The 19,496-nt window shown below is 59.3% G+C and carries 16 protein-coding genes; 10 read left to right on the forward strand and 6 right to left on the reverse strand.

What is annotated here, in order from left to right:
• Positions 1 to 136 precede the first annotated feature (136 nt).
• Positions 137 to 2,188: a methionine--tRNA ligase gene (gene metG, locus AC07N8_RS01880; RefSeq protein ID WP_493142356.1), complete on the reverse strand. Its 2,052-nt coding sequence runs from the start codon at positions 2,186 to 2,188 to the stop codon at positions 137 to 139.
• 287 nt (positions 2,189 to 2,475) lie between these two features.
• Here metG and apbC point away from each other — a divergent pair, with 287 nt between their 5' ends.
• Positions 2,476 to 3,570 (forward strand): iron-sulfur cluster carrier protein ApbC, encoded by a 1,095-nt coding sequence (gene apbC / locus AC07N8_RS01885; protein WP_493142358.1) that lies wholly within the window; start codon positions 2,476 to 2,478, stop codon positions 3,568 to 3,570.
• Positions 3,571 to 3,700: 130 nt separating this feature from the next.
• Here the strand turns inward: apbC and AC07N8_RS01890 are convergent, their stop codons facing one another.
• Positions 3,701 to 4,459: an SDR family oxidoreductase gene (locus tag AC07N8_RS01890; protein ID WP_493142360.1), complete on the reverse strand. Its 759-nt coding sequence runs from the start codon at positions 4,457 to 4,459 to the stop codon at positions 3,701 to 3,703.
• Between the two features lie 165 nt (positions 4,460 to 4,624).
• Here AC07N8_RS01890 and AC07N8_RS01895 point away from each other — a divergent pair, with 165 nt between their 5' ends.
• The 4 genes from AC07N8_RS01895 (at position 4,625) to groL (ending at position 8,132) form a co-directional block, all read left to right on the forward strand.
• Entirely contained in the window at positions 4,625 to 5,356 is a 732-nt protein-coding gene (locus tag AC07N8_RS01895) for a HugZ family pyridoxamine 5'-phosphate oxidase (protein ID WP_123434931.1), read from the forward strand.
• 66 nt (positions 5,357 to 5,422) lie between these two features.
• Positions 5,423 to 5,899: an FxsA family protein gene (locus AC07N8_RS01900; RefSeq protein ID WP_123434930.1), complete on the forward strand. Its 477-nt coding sequence runs from the start codon at positions 5,423 to 5,425 to the stop codon at positions 5,897 to 5,899.
• Positions 5,900 to 6,145: 246 nt separating this feature from the next.
• On the forward strand, positions 6,146 to 6,439 hold the full coding sequence (locus tag AC07N8_RS01905; protein ID WP_019827816.1) for a co-chaperone GroES: 294 nt from the start codon (positions 6,146 to 6,148) through the stop codon (positions 6,437 to 6,439).
• A gap of 49 nt (positions 6,440 to 6,488) precedes the next feature.
• Positions 6,489 to 8,132, forward strand: coding sequence for a chaperonin GroEL (gene groL, locus AC07N8_RS01910; protein WP_008155543.1), 1,644 nt, complete (start codon positions 6,489 to 6,491; stop codon positions 8,130 to 8,132).
• Positions 8,133 to 8,286: 154 nt separating this feature from the next.
• Here groL and AC07N8_RS01915 read toward each other — a convergent pair whose 3' ends face one another.
• On the reverse strand, positions 8,287 to 9,030 hold the full coding sequence (locus AC07N8_RS01915) for a phosphatase PAP2 family protein (protein ID WP_493142363.1): 744 nt from the start codon (positions 9,028 to 9,030) through the stop codon (positions 8,287 to 8,289).
• A 53-nt stretch (positions 9,031 to 9,083) separates the two neighbouring features.
• Positions 9,084 to 11,033, reverse strand: coding sequence for an LTA synthase family protein (locus AC07N8_RS01920; RefSeq protein ID WP_483841858.1), 1,950 nt, complete (start codon positions 11,031 to 11,033; stop codon positions 9,084 to 9,086).
• A 203-nt stretch (positions 11,034 to 11,236) separates the two neighbouring features.
• On the opposite strand from AC07N8_RS01920, the gene colR reads away from it, so the two are divergent.
• The 5 genes from colR (at position 11,237) to AC07N8_RS01945 (ending at position 14,971) form a co-directional block, all read left to right on the forward strand.
• Entirely contained in the window at positions 11,237 to 11,920 is a 684-nt protein-coding gene (gene colR / locus AC07N8_RS01925) for a two-component system response regulator ColR (RefSeq protein ID WP_123434926.1), read from the forward strand.
• The gene (locus AC07N8_RS01930; protein WP_483841857.1) at positions 11,910 to 13,193 is read left to right on the forward strand and encodes a sensor histidine kinase; all 1,284 of its coding nucleotides are present in this window, start codon (positions 11,910 to 11,912) and stop codon (positions 13,191 to 13,193) included. Before colR ends, AC07N8_RS01930 begins: the two co-directional genes overlap by 11 nt.
• Before the next feature lie 161 nt (positions 13,194 to 13,354).
• A complete protein-coding gene (locus AC07N8_RS01935) occupies positions 13,355 to 14,023 on the forward strand; it encodes a class I SAM-dependent methyltransferase (protein ID WP_483841933.1) in 669 nt (222 codons plus the stop codon).
• A gap of 4 nt (positions 14,024 to 14,027) precedes the next feature.
• On the forward strand, positions 14,028 to 14,741 hold the full coding sequence (locus AC07N8_RS01940; RefSeq protein ID WP_483841856.1) for a lipopolysaccharide kinase InaA family protein: 714 nt from the start codon (positions 14,028 to 14,030) through the stop codon (positions 14,739 to 14,741).
• 2 nt (positions 14,742 to 14,743) lie between these two features.
• Positions 14,744 to 14,971, forward strand: coding sequence for a hypothetical protein (locus AC07N8_RS01945; protein WP_483841855.1), 228 nt, complete (start codon positions 14,744 to 14,746; stop codon positions 14,969 to 14,971).
• A 176-nt stretch (positions 14,972 to 15,147) separates the two neighbouring features.
• Here the strand turns inward: AC07N8_RS01945 and AC07N8_RS01950 are convergent, their stop codons facing one another.
• Together AC07N8_RS01950 and AC07N8_RS01955 are read right to left on the reverse strand one after the other, a co-directional pair.
• Positions 15,148 to 18,183: a multidrug efflux RND transporter permease subunit gene (locus AC07N8_RS01950; protein ID WP_483841854.1), complete on the reverse strand. Its 3,036-nt coding sequence runs from the start codon at positions 18,181 to 18,183 to the stop codon at positions 15,148 to 15,150.
• A gap of 13 nt (positions 18,184 to 18,196) precedes the next feature.
• On the reverse strand, positions 18,197 to 19,345 hold the full coding sequence (locus AC07N8_RS01955) for an efflux RND transporter periplasmic adaptor subunit (RefSeq protein WP_483841853.1): 1,149 nt from the start codon (positions 19,343 to 19,345) through the stop codon (positions 18,197 to 18,199).
• Positions 19,346 to 19,496: the final 151 nt, after the last annotated feature.

Here is a 19,496-nt window from a genome sequence, read left to right on the forward strand (position 1 = left end):
GCCGGCAAGAACGGGGGCTTTTTAACGAGCGGTCTAAAAAGCTTAGGCATTATCCGGCAAGGACGGAGGGTGGGCCAGATATGAAAATCCCACAGTCGCGTCAGGCACGACTGTGGGATCGGTTTACAGCAAGACCTTACTTGATGCGCTGACCCGGCTTGGCGCCGCTATCAGGGCTGAGCAGGTAGATTTCTTCGCCACCGGGACCGGCCGCCATCACCATGCCTTCGGAGATGCCGAACTTCATTTTTCGTGGCTTGAGGTTGGCGATCATCATGGTCAGGCGACCATCGAGCTTGGACGGATCCGGGTAAGCGCTCTTGATCCCGGAGAACACGTTGCGTTGCTCGTCACCGATGTCCAGGGTCAGGCGCAGCAGCTTGTCGGCGCCTTCCACGTGTTCAGCCTTGACGATCAGTGCGACGCGCAGGTCGATCGCCGCGAATGCGTCGAACTCGATCTCTGGCGACAGCGGATCCTTGGCCAGTTCGCCGTTGCCGGCCGGTGCTGCTTCGCCGGTATCGGTTGCGCTGGCGGTCAGGTCTTCTTTGGACGCGTCGCTCATGGCCTGTACTTTTACCGGGTCTATACGCGTCATCAACGGTTTGAACTCGTTCAGCTGATGGTTGCTGAGCAGGGTCGCGTGGTCGTTCCAGGTCAGCGGCGCGACGTTCAGGAACGCCTCGGCATCGGCAGCCAGCAACGGCAGGACCGGCTTGAGGAAGATCACCAACTGGCGGAACAGGTTGACGCCCAAGGCGCAGATCGCCTGGACTTCGTCCTGCTTGCCTTCCTGTTTGTTCAACGACCACGGTGCCTTGTCGGCGATCCAGGCGTTGGCACGGTCGGCCAGGCCCATGATTTCACGCATGGCGCGGGCGAAGTCGCGAGCCTCGTAAGCCTCGGCGATGCTTGGCGCCGCGGCCAGGAACGCTTCGGTCAGTTCAGGCGCGGCATTGCCGGCCACCAGCACACCGGCGTTGCCTTTATGGATGAAACCGGCACAACGGCTGGCGATGTTGACGACTTTGCCGACCAGGTCCGAGTTGACCTTCTGCACGAAGTCTTCGAGGTTCAGGTCCAGATCGTCGACGCCACGGCTCAGCTTGGCCGCGTAGTAGTAGCGCAGGTATTCCGGCGACAGGTGATCCAGGTACGTCCGGGCCTTGATGAAAGTGCCACGGGACTTGGACATTTTCTGACCGTTGACGGTCAGGTAGCCGTGCACGTTGATGCCGGTCGGTTTACGGAAACCGGCGCCTTCGAGCATGGCGGGCCAGAACAGGGCGTGGAAGTTGACGATGTCCTTGCCGATGAAATGGTACAGCTCGGCGGTGGAGTCCTTGCCCCAGAACGCATCGAAGTCCAGCTCCGGCGTGCGGTTGCACAGGTTCTTGAAGCTCGCCATGTAGCCGATCGGCGCGTCCAGCCAGACGTAAAAGTACTTGCCCGGCTCATCGGGAATCTCGAAACCGAAGTACGGCGCATCGCGGGAGATGTCCCACTGTTGCAGGCCCGCGTCCAGCCATTCGGCGATCTTGTTGGCGACGGCGTCTTGCAGGGTGCCGCTGCGGGTCCAGGTTTGCAGCATTTCCTGGAAGTCCGGCAGCTTGAAGAAGAAGTGCTGGGAATCCTTGAGCACCGGGGTGGCGCCAGAGATCGCCGACTTCGGATCCTTCAGGTCGGTCGGCGCGTAAGTCGCACCGCATTTTTCGCAGTTGTCGCCGTACTGGTCTTCGGTGCCGCATTTCGGGCAGGTGCCCTTGATGAAGCGGTCGGCCAGGAACATTTTCTTTTCCGGGTCGAAGTATTGCGTGATCGAGCGCTGGGCAATGTGCCCGGCGTCGCGCAGCTTCAGGTAGATCTGGCTCGACAGCTCACGGTTTTCTTCGGCGTGAGTGGAGTGAAAGTTGTCGAAGTCCACCAGGAACTCGGCAAAGTCGGCGCTGTGTTCAGCCTGGACGTTGGCGATCAGTTGTTCCGGGGTGATGCCTTCCTTTTCCGCGCGCAGCATGATCGCCGAACCGTGGGCGTCGTCGGCGCAGACATAAATGCATTGGTTGCCGCGGTGCTTCTGGAAGCGCACCCACATATCGGTCTGGATGTATTCCAGCATGTGGCCAAGATGGATCGAACCATTGGCATAGGGCAGGGCGCTGGTGACGAGGATCTTGCGTGGCTCGGACATGGGGCTCGGCTACTTGATGAAACGGAGGTCGGCCACTATAAAGCGCCGGCACATATTTTTCACCCCTGTGGCGAGGGGGCTTGCCCCCGTTCGGCTGCGCAGCAGCCGTGAATCCAGGCAATTCGGTCTGTCTGACAGATTGAAAGGGGCCACTTCGCGGCCCAACGGGGGCAAGCCCCCTCGCCACAGGAAAGCGTTCGCAACAATTGATCTTCAGGCATGCCGATAGGAGAGTAGAACGGTTAGGATACCCGCCTGATTTTCCAGTCTTGCTATCGGAGTTGCCCATGAGCGCCGTCAATCGCGCAGCGGTGGAAGCCGTCCTTCGCCAATACACCGACCCTTATCTGAACCAGGACCCGGTCAGCGCCGGATGCGTGCGCACTATCGACATCCAGGGCGATCGCGTCAGCGTCCAGCTGGAGTTGGGCTACGCCGCCGGCCTGTTCAAGAGCGGCTGGTCGCAGATGCTGCAAATGGCTATCGAAGGCCTCGACGGCGTGACGACCGCCCGTGTCGACATCACCAGCGTGATTGCCGCGCACAAGGCCCAGGCGCAGATCCCGGGGCTGGCCAACGTGAAAAACGTGGTGGCCGTGGCGTCCGGGAAGGGTGGCGTGGGCAAGTCCACCACCGCTGCGAACCTGGCGCTGGCGCTGGCCCGTGAAGGCGCCAAGGTCGGGATTCTCGACGCGGACATCTACGGTCCGAGCCAGGGCATCATGTTCGGCATCCCCGAAGGCACCCGACCAAAGGTCAAGGATCAGAAGTGGTTTGTGCCGATCGAGTCCCATGGCGTTGAGGTGATGTCGATGGCGTTCCTGACCGACGACAACACGCCGATGGTGTGGCGTGGGCCGATGGTCTCCGGTGCGCTGCTGCAACTGGTCACCCAGACCGCGTGGGGCGACCTCGATTACCTGGTCATCGACATGCCGCCAGGCACCGGTGATATTCAGCTGACCCTGGCGCAGAAAGTCCCGGTGGCCGGTGCTGTGATCGTCACGACCCCGCAAGACCTGGCGCTGCTGGATGCGCGCAAGGGCGTGGAGATGTTCCGCAAGGTCAACATTCCGGTGCTGGGCGTGGTGGAAAACATGGCCGTGCACATCTGCTCCAACTGCGGGCATGCCGAGCATCTGTTCGGTGAGGGTGGCGGTGTGAAGCTGGCCAATCAGTATGGCGTTGAGCTGCTGGCCTCGTTGCCGCTGGCAATGGCCATTCGTGAGCAGGCCGATGGCGGCAAGCCAACGGTGATCGCCGAGCCGGACAGCCCGATTGCGCTGGTGTATCAGGAGTTGGCCCGCCACGTTGGTGCGCGGATCGTGTTGCAGGAAGCGGCGTCGCCGGCGATGCCGAACATCACCATCAGCGACGATTGATTCGCTGAGTAAAATGCGTCCCCTGTGGGAGCGAGCCTGCTCGCGAATGCGGTGCGTCATTCAACAGATTAGTTGACTGATCTACCGCTTTCGCGAGCAGGCTCGCTCCCACAGTTGTTTTGGGTGTTGCTTAGATCCGCAACCCGCCATCCATTTCGAGGATCCGGCCGGTGTAGTAGTCGTTCTCGAAAATGTACGCCGCCGAATGGGCGATCTCTTCCGGTTTGCCCATGCGCTTGAGCGGAATACCGGCCGTCATCTTCTCCAACGCTTCAGGCTTCATGCCCAGCGTCATCTCGGTTTCAATAAAGCCCGGGGCGATGCCCGCCACGCGAATGCCGTAGCGCGCCAGTTCCTTGGCCCAGGTCACGGTCGCTGCCGCCACGCCAGCCTTGGCGGCCGAGTAGTTGGTCTGGCCAACGTTGCCGGCACGCGAGATCGAGGAGATATTGATGATCGCGCCGCTGGTGTTCAGCTCGACCATTTTTGCCGCGACTTCACGGGTGCACAGGAACACGCCGGTCAGGTTGACGTCGATCACCGCCTGCCATTGGGCCAGGCTCATCTTGGTCATTTCGCCGTCCTTGACCTTCAACAGCAGGCCATCGCGCAGGATGCCGGCGTTGTTGATCAGGCCGTGGATCGCACCGAAATCTTCGGCGACCTGGGCAACCATGTGGGTCACTTGCTCTTCATTGGCGACGTTGCACAGGTAGCTGCGCGCCTCGACACCCTTGGCCTTGCACGCGGCGACGGCGTCGTCGAGCTTTTCCTGGTTCAGGTCTACCAGCGCCAGCTTCGCGCCTTTACCCGCGAAATACTCGGCCATCGAACGGCCTAAACCCTGGCAACCGCCAGTGATAATGATTACTTTGTCAGTGAGTTGCATTCGCATGCCCCAATAGCAGGTCAGAGTGGTTTCCTAGTAGAGGGCCTCTCGATCTGCACCTGATGTGGCCTGGCTGCACATGAGAACTGCCCCGATGGCGTTCTGGATACTTATCCCCAGGCGCCTGTCCGTTTTTTCGACGGATTCTATTTAAGGAGTCATAAATTGAGCGTAGAAGCGGCCAAGAATGCCCGAGAATTGCTTCTCAAGGAATACCGGGGAGTGCTTTCGACCCACTCCAAGTCGATGCCGGGTTACCCGTTTGGCTCGGTAGTTCCTTACTGCCTGGACGAGCAGGGCCGGCCGCTGATCCTTATCAGCCGCATCGCCCAGCACACGCATAACCTGCAAAAAGATCCGAAATGCTCGCTGTTTGTGGGCGAGCGTGAGGCTGATGACGTGCAAGCCGTTGGTCGGTTGACGTACCTCGCCGAAGCAGAAAAGCTCGAGGACGAGGCGGCCATTGAAGCGGCCGCCGAACGCTACTACCGCTATTTCCCGGATTCGCAGAGTTATCACAAGGCCCATGATTTCGATTTCTGGGTGCTCAAACCCGTGCGTCACCGCTACATCGGCGGCTTCGGCGCGATTCACTGGGTCGATCACCTGACCCTGGCCAACCCGTTTGCCGGCAAAGCCGAAGTGAGCATGGTCGAGCACATGAATGCCGATCACGCCAAAGCCATCGCGCACTACGTCGAACTGGCGGGCCTGCCGAAAACCGAACCGGCGCAACTGGCCGGCATCGACACCGAAGGCATGCATTTGCGCATCGGCCAGGCGCTGTACTGGTTGCCGTTTCAAGCGCCTTGTAATACGCCGACACAAGTCCGGGAAGCCTTGGTTTTCCTGGCTCACGCCGAGCATTGGCCCAAAAAAGAAGTCGCCGACGCTTGAATTCACGAAAGGGCGACGTCATCTAAGGCTTACTGGCAAGGCATTCTTGCGTTGAGGAACCATTTGATGCGCCCTTTTTTATTGCTCTTTGTACTGTTCCCGGTGTTGGAGCTCTTCGTATTCGTCAAAGTCAGTGGGGCTATCGGGTTTTTCCCGGCCCTGCTGCTGATCATTCTCGGCTCGATGCTCGGCGTGTTCGTGTTGCGCATCGCCGGTCTGGCCACTGCGCTGCGTGCCCGTGAAAGCCTGAATCGCGGCGAGCTGCCGGCCCAGACCATGCTGGAAGGCTTGATGCTGGCCCTGGCGGGCGGTCTGTTGATCCTGCCGGGCTTCGTCTCTGACGTTCTGGGCCTGATCATGTTGCTGCCGATTTCTCGTCGACTGCTGGCCAACAAAATGCGCCAGCGCGCCGAAGAGGCCGCGATCCGTCAGCGTGCCTTCGCCGACGACCTGCAGCCACGTGGCGGTCCTGCTCCACGCGAGCCGCTGGGCCGTGAGCCCAACGTGATCGAAGGCGAGTTCGAACACCGCGACACCAAGTAAAACGTTTCACCTGCGCGGCACCTTCGGGTGCCGTGTCTGTTTCAGGTCATCGATGTAAAAAATTTCGACCCCCGCCCTTGTAATAAGCTTATGCGCCCTTATGTAACGGTCACCGCAAGGTTTCTGGCGATCACGCCAGACAGACTTCCGCGTCTCGCTTGTCGAGCCGCACCCGGCACCGCCGGATTTGTTAAACCCGCCGGGAATACACCGGCCGATGAAAACCACAATTAGGAGAGATCGACAATGAAGCTTCGTCCTCTGCATGACCGCGTCGTCATCCGTCGCAGCGAAGAAGAAAAGAAAACCGCTGGCGGTATCGTCCTGCCAGGTTCGGCTGCCGAAAAAGCCAACAGCGGCGAGATCCTCGCTGTCGGTACCGGCCGCGTGCTGGACAACGGTGAAGTGCGTGCACTGGCCGTTAAAGTGGGTGACAAGGTTGTGTTCGGCCCGTACTCCGGCAGCAACACCGTGAAAGTTGACGGCGAAGACCTGCTGGTAATGGCTGAGAACGAGATTCTCGCTGTTATCGAAGGCTGATACCCCGCTCATTTTCCCGCTACTACAAAGTATTTAAGGAATATCGATCATGGCTGCTAAAGAAGTTAAATTCGGCGATTCCGCCCGCAAGAAAATGCTCGCCGGTGTGAACGTCCTGGCTGACGCAGTAAAAGCGACCCTGGGCCCTAAAGGCCGTAACGTGATCATCGAGAAGAGCTTCGGCGCTCCGACCATCACCAAGGACGGCGTTTCCGTTGCCAAAGAAATCGAGCTGAAAGATCGCTTCGAAAACATGGGCGCGCAGCTGGTCAAAGACGTTGCCTCCCGTGCCAACGATGACGCAGGCGACGGCACCACCACCGCTACCGTTCTGGCTCAATCGATCGTCAACGAAGGCCTGAAAGCCGTCGCTGCCGGCATGAACCCGATGGACCTCAAGCGCGGCATCGACAAAGCGACCATCGCTATCGTCAAAGAGCTCAAAGCCCTGTCCAAGCCTTGCGCTGACACCAAGGCAATCGCTCAGGTCGGCACCATCTCGGCCAACTCCGACAGCTCCATCGGCGACATCATTGCCGAAGCCATGGAAAAAGTCGGTAAAGAAGGCGTGATCACCGTTGAAGAAGGCTCGGGCCTGGAAAACGAACTGTCGGTTGTTGAAGGCATGCAGTTCGACCGTGGCTACCTGTCCCCGTACTTCGTCAACAAGCCAGAGACCATGACTGCCGAGCTGGACGGTCCGCTGATCCTGCTGGTCGACAAAAAGATCTCCAACATCCGCGAAATGTTGCCAGTACTGGAAGCCGTTGCCAAAGCCGGCCGTCCACTGCTGATCGTGGCCGAAGACGTTGAAGGCGAAGCCCTGGCGACTCTGGTTGTGAACAACATGCGTGGCATCGTTAAAGTCGCAGCCGTCAAGGCTCCAGGCTTCGGCGACCGTCGCAAGGCCATGCTGCAGGACATCGCTGTCCTGACTGGCGGTACCGTTATCTCCGAAGAGATCGGTCTGAGCCTGGAAAGCACTACCCTGGAACACCTGGGTAATGCCAAGCGCGTGATCCTGTCGAAAGAAAACACCACCGTGATCGACGGCGCCGGCGTTGAGGCTGACATCCAGGCTCGCGTTCTGCAGATCCGTCAGCAAGTGGCTGACACTTCGTCCGACTACGACCGTGAAAAACTGCAAGAACGTCTGGCCAAGCTGTCCGGCGGCGTTGCAGTGATCAAGGTTGGCGCTGGTTCCGAAGTTGAAATGAAAGAGAAGAAAGCCCGCGTTGAAGACGCCCTGCACGCTACCCGTGCAGCCGTTGAAGAAGGCGTGGTACCTGGCGGCGGCGTGGCACTGGTTCGCGCTCTGCAGGCTATCTCCGAGCTGAAAGGCGACAACGATGACCAGAACGTTGGCATCCAGTTGCTGCGTCGTGCTGTTGAAGCGCCACTGCGCCAGATCGTTGCCAACTCCGGCGACGAGCCAAGCGTTGTAGTCGACAAGGTCAAGCAGGGTTCGGGTAACTACGGTTACAACGCTGCCACCGGCGAATACGGCGACATGATCGAAATGGGTATCCTGGACCCGGCTAAAGTGACTCGTTCGGCTCTGCAAGCGGCTTCGTCGATTGCCAGCCTGATGATCACCACCGAAGCCATGATCGCCGAGATCAAGGAAGACGGCCCAGCTGGCGGCGGCATGCCAGACATGGGCGGTATGGGCGGTATGGGCGGCATGATGTAAGCCAGCCTTACCCCTGTATTGAAAAACCCCGCCTGCGCAAGCAGGCGGGGTTTTTTATTGCCCTCATTCCGGTCCAGTCGGGAGTGCGCGTCGCCGCCATCGCGGGCAAGCCACGCTCCCACAGGTACAGCGTGATCTCTGTGGGAGCGGTGTTTCAGGCGTTGACTGTTTTCGCTTTGGCCACCGATTCAACCTTCGAAGCCGGACGGTAAAGCACGTAGTAATACGACCCCAGGCAAATCAGCCAGCAGAAAATTGCGGTCCACACGTTGTGCGAAAAGAAGTGCGCACCCTGCATCATCCGGCCAATCGAGAACACCGAGCCCAAGGCGAAGGCGAAGATAAACGCCGCGCGCGCCATACGTGGACGACGGTCACGCAACACAAAGAACAGCGCAAACAGGGTGAAACCCGTGGCGGCATGACCACCCGGCCAGCAGCGACCGGGCTTATTCGTGTGCGGGCGAGGGCTGAGCAATTCGCTGTAGGTCTCGTGACCGCCGAATTGCTCCAGGCTCCATGGGCATTGCACCGCCGTCACTGCTTTCATGGGGGTGACAAAGGAAGTTGCCAGACCCAGCGACAGCACAAGGCAACCCATTTCCCGTTTGAATGGCTTGAGTTTGTCCACGAAGAAAGAGGCGATAAAGCCGATGATCGCAAACACGGAAAAGGCGATGACCACCTCTTTGGCGCGGTCATGCAGGATGTCTTCCAGGAAGTAACTGTGACGCCCGATGAAATCCCCTGCCACTGGATCGTAAAACAGCTTGGCCAGGTCCATGTCCAGTGACGTCAGTTCGAGCAGCACCAGAACGATCGCCGCAACGGCGGGGACGCCCAGGCACACCCAGAAATTGAGCGGGCGCGGGGCAGGACGGACAACGGTTGATGACATGGTGGATCCTGAACAAAGGAAAAACCCCGGGGCATCAGCCCGGGGCGATTCGGTTAACGTACGCTGATTTGGCCGGCACCCTCCTTGGGCGCCTTCCAGCCAAGCAGCTGTTGCTTGAAGCCATAACTGGCTGTTTGGTAATAAGTAATCGCCCGGGTGATCAATGGATCAGTGGCCGTGGCACGTGACTCGCGACTTTCTGTCAGCGCTTCATCGTGGCGGCGCAACCCTTGGCGCGGGCTAAGGATCGCCAGATCCTTGCCGTCAAACAACCCCAGGTGTTGATAATTGCCAACCACCACTCGCGGCGGCAAAGGATTGTCCTGCAACAGGTTGCGACCAAAGAATGTCGATTCGTAATCCAGATTCAGCAGGCCCAGCAATGTGGGGGCGAGGTCGATCTGGCTGGCCAGTTGTGCAGTCTCACGGGCCGGGATCAACTTCGGTGCATAAATGAACAGCGGAATCTGGTAGTTGGTGATCGGCAAATCTTCTTTACCGGCGCTGCCCGCGGTGTGGTCGGCGACGAAGACGAAGATTGTATTGTCAAACCACGGCTTTTTGCGCGCCTGATCGAGGAACTGACCAATGGCATAGTCGGTGTACTTCACTGCGCCGTCGCGGCCATTGCCGGATTTGATGTCGATCCGGTTGTCCGGGTAGGTGTAAGGACGATGGTTGGACGTGGTCATCAGTTGCAGCAGGAACGGCTGTTGCTTCGCATAATCGGCGTCCGCCAGTTTCAGCGTCTGCGTGTACAAATCTTCGTCAGCCATGCCCCAGGCATTCTTGAAGTGAATCTCGGTTTCATCGACGCTGCTCTGGTCGACCACGCGGTAACCGTTGCCGCCGAAGAACGCGTTCATGTTGTCGAAGTAACCGCGACCACCGTAAACGAACACGCTGTCGTAACCCACGGCGTTGAGCTGTTGGCCGAGGCTGGCAAACCCGCTCTCGCGGCCGATGCGCTTGACGATCGAACGCCCCGGTGTTGGCGGGATAGCCAGCGTGATGGCTTCCAGGCCGCGATCCGTACGGGTGCCGGTGGCGTAGAAATTGTTGAAATACAGGCTCTGCTGGCGCAGGGCATCGAGGTTAGGTGTCAGGTTACGCTGGTCACCGTTGCTGCCCATGTACTTGGCACTGAAGCTTTCGATGGTCACCAGCACGATGTTGGGTTTGCGCAGGGTGCCGGGGTTATCGATATCCCTACGGATGTCCTGAGGGTCCTTACCGACAAAACGTGCATTGGGTTCGCTGAGCTCGGCCCGAATCTGCTGTGCGACAACGTCGGCCGGCAGCGTGCTGTAGAACTGCGGGTAATCCAGATCGTTGTTACGGAACGCTGCGAAAAACTGGTACGGGCCATTGCTCGACAGTTCGTTCTGGTAGGCGTTACCGCCCTGGGCGCGAGGTGAATCCTGGCTGAGCAGTTGCAGGCTCAGACCGGCGACGATCAACAGGCCCAAGGCATTCAGCAAACGCCCGCGCAGTGGCGGCAACGGGGCGTTCATCGCGGCATTGAAGGGTTTGCGTAATACAACGCTCAAGACCAGCGCGAGGACTGCGAGCAGACTCAACAGTTTGCCGATCGGATAGGACTCGAGCAGGTTGTTCAGCACTTCATCGGAATACACCAGGTAGTCGACGGCGATGAAATTGAAGCGCACGCCGAATTCATCCCAGAACAGCCATTCGGCCACTGCGGTGAACAACATGGCGAACAGGCTGACCGTCAGCAGGCCCTGAAGCAACCAGCGGTGCCCGCGGCGACGCCACAACGCTGGCGGACACAGCAGCAAGTAAAGGCCCATGGGCAATGCCGCATAGGCAATAAAGCCCAGGTCATACAGCAAGCCGATGCCGAACACGGACAAGAAACCGCTGCCGGCCTCGTCCAGGTGAGTGAGGAGCAGAACCGTCCGGGTCAGGAAGAAAATCGCCAGCCAGACGCCGGTGACCAGCAGGAGAAAGCGCATTGGCGCCGTCTTGAAGAAGTCCATTGTGTATACATTCCTTGTTATCAATTGCGCGGTATTTTCACTCGAGTGCTGTCGTCAGGGTGTGAACCGATAGTGAAAAAGGTGTCAACCGTACCATTTGGTGGCGCGAATTGATTCTGCGATGCGAAACCCTAGTCCTCAGCCACACTTGGCCTTAAGCTGCGCGGGCCAAGACGGCCGTTACTGTGTACGGAGGAGTGCCCATGCGAATTCTATTGGTTGAAGACAACCGCGATATCCTCGCCAATCTGGCTGATTACCTGGGCCTCAAAGGCTACACCGTGGATTGCGCACAAGACGGATTGTCGGGCCTGCACCTGGCGGCCACCGAACATTACGACTTGATCGTGCTCGACATCATGCTGCCCGGCATCGACGGCTACACCCTGTGCAAACGCCTGCGCGAAGACGCCCGCCGCGACACGCCGGTGATCATGCTCACCGCCCGCGATCAACTCGACGACCGGCTGCAGGGCTTCAAGTCCGGCGCCGACGACTACCTGATCAAACCGTTTGCCCTGTCTGAACTGGCCGCGCGGATCGAGGCGGTGATGCGTCGCAGCCAAGGGGGCGGTCGTCGCACGTTGCAGGTCGGCGATCTGGCCTACGACCTCGACACCCTCGAAGTGACCCGCGAAGGACGACTGCTGAAACTCAACCCGGTGGGCCTGAAATTGCTGGCCGTGCTGATGCAGAAAAGCCCGCACGTGCTGCGCCGGGAAATTCTCGAAGAAGCCCTGTGGGGCGATGACTGCCCGGACAGTGACAGCCTGCGCAGCCACGTCCATCAACTGCGTCAGGTAATCGACAAGCCGTTCGCCAAGCCATTGCTGCAAACCGTTCACGGTGTGGGTTATCGCCTGGCCGAGGGCCGTGATGGAGTTTAAGCAGAGCCTTGCTCAACGGATCATCATCGCCTTTGCGCTCATGAGCGCATTGGTGGCCGGTGCCTTTGCCATGGGCATTGTGGCGACCGTGCACGTGGTGGAAGAAAAGCTGATTTCGTCCGGGCTGGGCGGCGATCTGCAGCGTCTGTTGCTGATGGACAGCATGTCGGACTGGAGCCATCGTCCCGAGCCGGACCAACTGTTCTACTTCAGCGGCGGGGCAGGGGATTTCGAACTGCCCAAGGATCTGCGCAACCTCGATTCGGGTTTTCACGAGGTTTTCCGCGATCAGCTGTCGTATCACGCGATGGTCGAAATCGTCGACGGCCGACGCTACGTGCTGCTGCAGGACCAAAGCGATTTCGAAGAGCGTGAACGGGTGCTGTTTGCCGTGGTGCTGGTCGGTTTCGTCCTGAGCCTGGCGCTGGCGGTTTTTCTCGGCTGGGTCCTGGCACGCAAAGTCATGGCGCCGGTGGTACGGCTGGCCCGCCAAGTGCGTCATCGCGATCAGTTGTTGGGGCTGGCGCCGCCTCTGGCACCGGATTATGCCGCTGACGAAGTGGGCGAGTTGGCCGTTGCCTTCGACGCCACCTTGGGGCGTTTGCGCCAGGCGCTGACCCGCGAACGGTTGTTTACCAGTGACGTCAGCCACGAACTGCGTACGCCCTTGATGGTGTTGGCCAGTTCCTGTGAGTTGCTATTGGAGAACCCCGGTATCGACCAGCGCGGCCGCGCCCAGGTCGAACGCATTGCCCGGGCCTGTGAAGAGATGCGTGAACTGGTACAAACCTTCCTGATGCTGGCTCGCGCGCAACGTGAAGACGCCAGCATGTCGCCGCAGCAGAACCTCAATCAGGTCGCCGACGGATTGCTCAATCTGTGGCGAGAACCCATCGAAACCAAAGGGCTGAAGCTGGTTTTTGAACCGGGTCCCGCTCCAACCGCCAGCTACAACGCAACGCTCCTGCATGCGGTGATGGGCAACTTGCTGCGCAACGCTTTGCACTACACCGAGCGCGGCTTCATTCGCCTGACCCTCACGGCCACGGGGTTTTTGGTCGAGGACAGTGGTGTGGGTATTCCCGAAGAAAAACGCGAGGCGATGTTCGAGCCTTTCGTACGGGGTACCGAAAAACGCGGCGAGGGCCTTGGCCTGGGGCTGTCGCTGGTGCAGCGGATTTGTGAGAACCAGGGCTGGACCGTCAGCCTGACGACCATGGAGCCCAACGGCTGTCGTTTTCAGGTCGACTTAAAGGCATCGGATGTTGGTTGAGTGGACGGTTGCAGTTGGATGGCCCTGAGCTATCGTTGTTATCCTGTAAAACCTTGAAATAGTTCGGGGTTTCCCTCAACGAAATTTTCACAAATGAATGACCTGACTCTGACACTAAACTACCTAAGGTTGGTGACATCAGCATTTCAGGAGACCTGATGATGGACGGCCCGATCAAACTCGATTTTTCCGAAAAGTACGACGATCAACACGCTAAACGCTACCTGCAAAAGCATCAGGATGGCCTCGGTCGCAAGTTGTCCCACTGGCGCGACGTACAGCTGGGGCGCAAGGCGCTGAAGCTGGTCGGCGAGCCTGGGCTGGTACTCGATTTGCCATGCGGTGCCGGACGTTTCTGGCCAATGCTGGCGGAAAAATCCAATCGGGCGATCATCGGCGCCGATAACTCTGAATCGATGGTGAAGATTGCTTGCCAGGCGCAACCCGCTGATGTCGTAAAACGGGTACAACCCTTGCACACTTCTGCCTTCGACATCGCCTTGCCAGATAACGCCGTCGACAGCATTTTCTGCATGCGTTTGCTGCACCACATCGGTGAAGCCGAGCATCGACTGGCAATTCTGCGCGAATTCCAGCGTGTCACCCGTGACAGCGTGATCCTTTCGTTGTGGGTGGACGGCAACTTCAAGGCCTGGAAACGCAAGCGTTCTGAAGCGCGGCGTGGGCAGGAAGGTTACCAAAACCGCTTTGTGTTACCGGCCGCAACGGTAGAAAAAGAATTCGAGCAAGCGGGTTTCCGCATCCAGGAAAAACTGGACTTCATACCGCTCTACGCCATGTGGCGCGTTTACGTATTACGCAAGAGGTAACAGGATGGCAGTGCAATGTGCAGCAGAAACGGAAGTCGCTCCCAAGGACCGCTTCGACTATTTCTGGAACCAGCGTGGTGAATGGGTAGAAGAGCCCAACGTTCGCCGTGGTGGGGAAAGTGGCGTGCAGCGTGTCATGGGCAGCGATGGACAATTGCTCTATGCCAAGCGTCAGACCGGCCATATCTATCGCAGCTGGCTGCACCCGTTTGGCCGCCCGACCGTGCTGCGCGAGCAAGATGCGCTGATCGGTCTGCGCAAGCTCGGTGTGCGTGTTCCTGAAATCGTTTTCTGCGGCGCACAGCGCGACCCTGTGCACAAATGGCGCGCATTGCTGGTGACCAAGTCGCTGGATGGCTTCGAGGAAATCGAACACTGGTACGCCGGTGGTGGTCGCGAGCGTCATGGCGAGGAGGTGAATGATCGCGTGTTGAAGGATCTGGCCGAGAACCTCGCCCGCATGCACAAGGGCCGTTGGCAGCACAGTTGCATCTACATCAAGCACGTGTTTTTGCGGGTGACCGGTGAAGGTGAATCGGCCAAGGTCGAAATCGCCTTGATCGATCTGGAGAAGTGTCGACAGCGCATGACCGCTTCCCAAGCGGCCGCTCATGACATGAAGCAACTGCGTCGCCATTCGTCATTCAGCGATGCGGACTGGAAAAAACTCGTCTACTTTTATGAGACGGCGTTTGGCAGCGCTATCAAAGGTTTATAGCGATGAAACTAGAAATTGCACGAGGTTTGTTTTTAGTTGGAGCCTTGGCAGTTGCTACATTGGCGGTGGCTGCCTGGGAGCAGCCTCGCACGCAAGTCCTCAGTTCAGTGAGCAGCGATGCTCACTGTCCAGTACCGCGAGCAATCAAAGCCTCGGCGGCAGCGCAACCAGACCATGATTTGTTATTGCTCATGTTCGGGCTTGCCCAGGGGATGAGGCCGCAAAGTTGACCAGATTGAAGCCAAAATAAAAGGCCTCGCATGTGCGAGGCCTTTTTTTTACTTACGATTCCCAAGTCACGCCGCCAATCAACTGGGGGAGCGAGCCTGCTCGCGAATGCGGTGTGTCATCCAACGGATTAGGTGACTGATCTACCGAATTCGCGAGCAGGCTCGCTCCCACAGGGTTATGGGTGTTCCTTGGGATCGGGTTTGGCTAGCAAGGTGTAGATGCATGGCAACACGAACAAGGTAAACAACGTCCCGATCGACATCCCCGTCGCAATCACCGTCCCGATATCAAACCGGCTCACCGCGCCCGCGCCCGTGGCAATGATCAACGGCACCATGCCAAACACCATCGCTGCCGTGGTCATCAGCACGGGACGAAGCCGGATCGCCGCCGCTTCCTCCACCGCTTCGCGAGCCGTCAAGCCTTTTTCCTTGCGCAGCAGGTTGGCGAATTCGACGATCAGGATCCCGTGCTTGCTGATCAGCCCGATCAGCGTCACCAGCCCCACCTGGGTATAAATGTTCATGCTCGACCAGCCGAGGAACAACGGGATCAACGCCCCGCAAATCGACAGCGGCACGGTCACCAGAATCACCAGCGGGTCGCGAAAGCTTTCAAACTGCGCGGCCAGCACCAGGAAGATGATTGCCAGCGCCAGGGCAAAGGTGACCCACAGCGCACTGCCTTCCTGGACGTATTGCCGTGATGCGCCGGCGTAATCGACGGCGAAGCCTGCCGGGGCTTCTTCCCGGGCGATCTGCCGCACGGTGTCGAGGGCTTCGCCCATGCTGACCAGCGGCACCCCGGACAGAATGGCCGAGTTGAGTTGCTGGAACTGGTTCAGCTGTCGCGGTCGCGCTCGGTCGGTGACGGTGATCAGGGTCGACAGGGCCAGCAATTCGCCCTTGTTGTTCTTCACATAATAGTTGTTCAGCCAGTCCGGGTTATCCCGGAAGGGGCGTTCGACCTGCGCGATGACCTTGTAGCTGCGGCCCTCGATGGTGAAACGGTTGATTTCCGCCTCACCCAGCAACGTCGCCAGCGTTCCGCCCAGGTCCTGCATCGAGACGCCCATCTGCGCAGCTTTGGCGCGGTCGATATCGACCACCACTTCCGGTTTGTCGAACGCCAGGTCGACGTCGACGAAGGCGAACTTGCCGGACTCCATGGCACGCTTTTTCACCCGGTCCATGACCTGCAAGAGCAGCTCGTAATCATTGGCCGTGTTGATCACGAACTGAAACGGCAGGCCTTCGCCGGTACCGGGCAGGGAGGGCAGGTTGAAGCCGAAGATCTGCAACCCGGAAATGCTCTCCAGTTTGCGCTGGACCTCGGGCAGGATCGCCATCTGCGTGCGGTGGCGTTCATTCCACGGCTTGAGCAGGAAACCGCCAATCCCCGATTGCACGCCGTTGAACCCATTGATCTGGAACGAGGAGTAGTACTCGGGAAACTCCTTGAAAATGGTGATGAATTCGTCGGTGTAGGTGTTCAGGTAGTCGAGGTTGGCCGGTTGCGGGGCGTTGGCCAACATGAAAATGATGCCCTGGTCCTCGTCGGGTGCCAGCTCCGACTTGGTGAATTTGAGCAGCACGGGAATCAGGCAGAGCACGATCACCGCAAACACCAGCACCACCGGCCGGGTGTTCAGGGTGCCGTGCAGCAGGCTTTGGTAACGACGCTTGAGGCCTTCGAAAATCAGGTCCAGGCGGTGCGCGAGACCGCTGGGATTTTCGTCGTGACGCAGCAAAAAGGCGCACATCATCGGCGACAGTGTCAGCGCAACCACGCCGGAGATCACCACCGCCCCGGCCAGTGTCAGGGCGAACTCCTTGAACAGCGCCCCGGTCAGCCCGGTCAGGAAACCGATCGGCGCGTAGACCGCCGCCAGGGTGATGGTCATCGAGACCACCGGCATCGCAATTTCCCGAGCACCTTCGATGGCCGCGTCAAAAGGCGTCTTGCCTTCCTCGATGTGACGGTGAATGTTCTCCACCACCACGATGGCATCGTCCACCACCAGACCGATGGCCAGCACCATCGCCAGCAGCGTCAACAGGTTGATCGAGTAGCCCATCATCTGCATGAAAAACATCACGCCGATCATCGACAGCGGAATGGTCACCACCGGGATCACCACTGACCGCAGCGCCCCGAGAAACAGGAACACCACGACGATGACGATCAGCACCGCTTCGAACAGGGTTTTCACCACTTCATCGATCGAGGCCTGGATGAACAGAGTGGCGTCGTAGGCGATTTCACCCTTGAGATTTGGCGGCAACTGGGCTTCCAGGTCCGGCATGATCTTGCGCACTTCCTTGATCACGTCCAGCGGGTTGGCGCCCGGCGTGGCCTTGATGCCGATGTACACCGAGGGGGTGCCACCGAAGGAGCTGATGGTGTCGTAGTTTTCCGCACCCATTTCCACCCGCGCGACATCGCTGAGCAGCACGCGGCTGTCACCGTCGACCTTGAGCGGAATCGCGGCGAAGGCTTCGGCGGATTTGAGCTCGGTGTTGGCATTGATGCTGGTGACGACGTATTCGCCTTTCACTTCGCCGGCGGCGGAGAGGAAGTTGTACTGGCGCACCGCATTGGTCACGTCGCTGGCACTGAGGCCGAAACCGGCCAGCTTCACCGGGTCCAGCCACAGGCGCATGGCAAACACCTGATTGCCGAGAATCTCGGCTTCGGCCATGCCGGGCAGCGTGGCCAGTTTCGGCTGGATGACCCGCGACAGGTAGTCGGTGATCTGCGGGTTGCTCAGCTCCTTGCTGAAGAAACTGATGTACATGAGTGCCGAGGCATCGGCCGCCTCCTTGCTCAGTACCGGGTCTTCGGCGTCCTGAGGCAACTGGTTCTTGACCTCGTTGGCCTTGGCCAGCAGCTCGGTGAACAAGCGGTCGCTGTTGGAGCCGATACGCGCGTAGATCGAGATCACCGAGAAGTTCTGGCGACTGACCGACGTCATGTAGTCGATACCCTCGGCACTCGCCAGACTCTGCTGCATCGGTTGGGTGATGTAGCCCTGGATGGTTTCGGCGTTGGCGCCGGGGTACGCCGTGGTCACCGTGATCAGGGCGTTTTCCATTTGCGGGTATTGGCGCAGCGGCAGCTTGCTCCAGGCCTGGAAGCCCAGCAGCACAATCAACAGGCTGACCACGGTCGCGAGGACCGGGCGGCGGATGAACGGGTCGGTAAAAGCCATGGGGATTCCTTGATCAGTCCGCGCGCGGCTGACTGTTCTTCTCGGCTAGGGTCTTGTCGTCGCTGATCGCGATGTGCGCACCGTTGTCCAGTTTGATCTGGCCGGCCGTGACCACTTTCTCGCCGTTCTGTACACCTTTGGTAATCATCACCAGCCCGTCGCGGCGCTCGCCGGTTTCGATGAAACGTCGTTCGGCGATCAGGATCGGTTGGCCCTTGTCGTCTTTTTCCAGGCTGCCGTCTTCGGCTTTTTTCTGCGCGACGACGTAGATCGAGTTGCCGTACAGCGTGTAGGTGATCGCGCTTTCCGGCACGACGATGCGCGGCTGTGGGTCGGGCAACAACACCTGCAGGTTGGCGAACATCCCCGGCAGCAACGTGCCGTCAGGATTGGCCAGGGTCGCGCGGATCTGGACGTTGCGCGTGCTGTTTTCGACTTTCGGGTTGATCGCACTGATGGTGCCGGGGAAGGTTCGCGTCGGGTAGGCCGCGACAATCACCTGCACCGGTTGGCCGAGGGCGATTTTCGGGATCGACTGCTCGGGCACGAAGAAGTCTACATAGAGACTGCTGAGGTCTTGCAGGGTGGCAATCATGGTGCCGGTGGCGACGTAGTCACCGACGTCCACCTGACGAATGCCGATGGTCCCGCTGAAGGGCGCAGCGATGCTCTTTTTGCTGAGCGCAGCCCTGAGCTGGTTGACCGTGGCCTTGCTCTTTTTCTGCACGGCTGACAGTCGGTCGAATTCACCTTTGGAAATCGCCTGGCTGCCGACCAGTTGGCTACCGCGACCGTAATCGAGCTGGGCCAGCCCGAGGTCGGCCAACGCGGTTTCCAGCAAGGCACTTTCCACGGCGCTGTCGAGCCGCAGCAGCGGTTGACCGGCCTTGACCTTCTGCCCTGACTCGAACTGCAAGTCGATGACCGTGCCGTCGGTCTCCAGGCTCAGGTCCACGCCTTGCAACGCCTTGAGCGTGCCAACGGTGGGCAGGCGCGCTTGCCACGGCCGTTCGGTGGCGGTGGCCACGGCGACACTGATCGGCGGTTTTGGCGCGGAGAAGCCTTGAATCATCGTGTAGATGGAGAAGGCTTTATAACCGGCCAGGACCAGCACGATCAGCAGAACAACACCCAACATGATCAGCATGCGGCGACGCAGCATATTTCCAGTTCCTTGGAGAAAATCAGGTGAGACAGGGAGGCACATTACTCCGAGTGCGCGGGTGATTCCAACTGACACATTTCACAGTCAGGAAAACAACGAACCCTAAACCTGTGGCGAGGGAGCAAGCTCCCTCGCCACAGGGTGATCA

Source organism: Pseudomonas sp. GW821-FHT10C09 (assembly GCF_059415465.1).